Origin of the sequence: Nocardia sp. NPDC060220 (assembly GCF_042727815.1) — a bacterium.
Taxonomy (GTDB): Bacteria; Actinomycetota; Actinomycetes; order Mycobacteriales; family Mycobacteriaceae; genus Nocardia.
In genome coordinates this window covers 1-1,288 of the sequence record NZ_JBHWZY010001306.1, presented here as the reverse complement: position 1 = coordinate 1,288, position 1,288 = coordinate 1, and the positions used below count along the sequence as shown (strand labels likewise).

Here is a 1,288-nt window from a genome sequence, read left to right as displayed (position 1 = left end):
CTGCTCGCCGCCCATCCCACCGCGGACCCTCGCTGACCGATCACTGTGCACCCCGAACGACGGCTCAAGCCGGGACGTACTCGGCTGCCACGTCGAGAATCCAGGTGACATCGAAGCGATCGCTCAGCATCCCGAAGGCGGGCGCCCACTGAGCTGGGCCGAATGCCTCGATCACCGTCGCGCCCTCGGCGAGGCGTTCCCACAGCGCGCCGACCTCCTCGACGGTCTCGCCGCGCACCGAAAGGAAGAACCGCTCCTCGGTGATGGTGGTGCCGTTGTCGCGGCGGGTGGTGGGCGTGGCCGCAGCGGCAGGGGAGTCGTGGCCGGGCACGTCGTAGGCCATAACCCGGAATCCGTTGTCGGCAATGACCTGACCGAAGACCACCTTGGCGGCGTCGGGCAGTTCGGTCGGCATGCCGAAGTCGGCGTAGGTGGCGAGGGTCAGCCGGCCACCGAATACCGACTGGTAGAACTCCAGGGCCGCACGGGCCTGGCCGTGGAAATTCAGGTGGGCAACAGTATTGACCGTCATGTCTGATCAGTGTCCCTTCGAGTGGTGTGCGCCGCCGGGGGGCGACGAATTCCACACTGTCACCGGTAGCGGACAGGGAATGTCCGCTACTCCTGGCAATCTGGAACCGTGCCGACATCGACTTCGACGGCGACTTCGCGCCGCCTGCTCTCACTGCTGTCTTTGCTGCAGGTCCGCAGGGACTGGCCAGGAGCTCTATTGGCCGAGCGGCTCGATGTCAGCGCGCGCACGGTGCGCCGCGACGTCGACCGTCTGCGCGAGCTCGGCTATCCCATCCAGGCGATCAAGGGCCCCGAGGGCGGTTACCGGCTGGAGGCAGGCAGTGAACTACCGCCGCTGTTGTTCGACGACGAGCAAGCCGTCGCGCTCGCGGTGGCGTTGCGCATCGCGGTCGGGACCGGGGCGGGCATCGAAGAAGGCGCCGCGCGAGCCCTCGCCACCGTGCGACAGGTCCTACCGGCGAGGTTGCGGGCGCGAGTCGACGCGCTCGAGCTCGCCGCGAGCGGTGCCGATATCCAAGTCGACACCCGAATTCTGGTGGAACTGAGCACCGCGATTCGATCCGCGGCGGAAGTGCGCTTCGACTATCAGGGGTCTGCACACACAACCGAGTTGCGCGCGCCGCGCCGCGTCCAACCCCATCATCTCGTGGTTCGGAACGGGCGTTGGTACCTGATCGGCTGGGATCCCGAGCGCGCGGGCTGGCGGAGCTTTCGCATCGATCGGATGAGTTTGCGCATCCCCCACGGCCCGCGC

The 1,288-nt window shown here is 67.5% G+C and carries 2 protein-coding genes; one reads left to right on the top strand and one right to left on the bottom strand.

The window, feature by feature from the left end; all coding sequences use genetic code 11:
- Window positions 1–64 precede the first annotated feature (64 nt).
- Window positions 65–532 (bottom strand): VOC family protein, encoded by a 468-nt coding sequence (locus ACFWF3_RS36285; RefSeq protein ID WP_379318705.1) that lies wholly within the window; start codon window positions 530–532, stop codon window positions 65–67.
- A gap of 108 nt (window positions 533–640) precedes the next feature.
- Between ACFWF3_RS36285 and ACFWF3_RS36280 the strand changes: the two genes are divergently transcribed.
- The coding region (locus ACFWF3_RS36280) for a helix-turn-helix transcriptional regulator (RefSeq protein WP_379318703.1) at window positions 641–1,288 on the top strand (648 nt) is incomplete at its 3' end.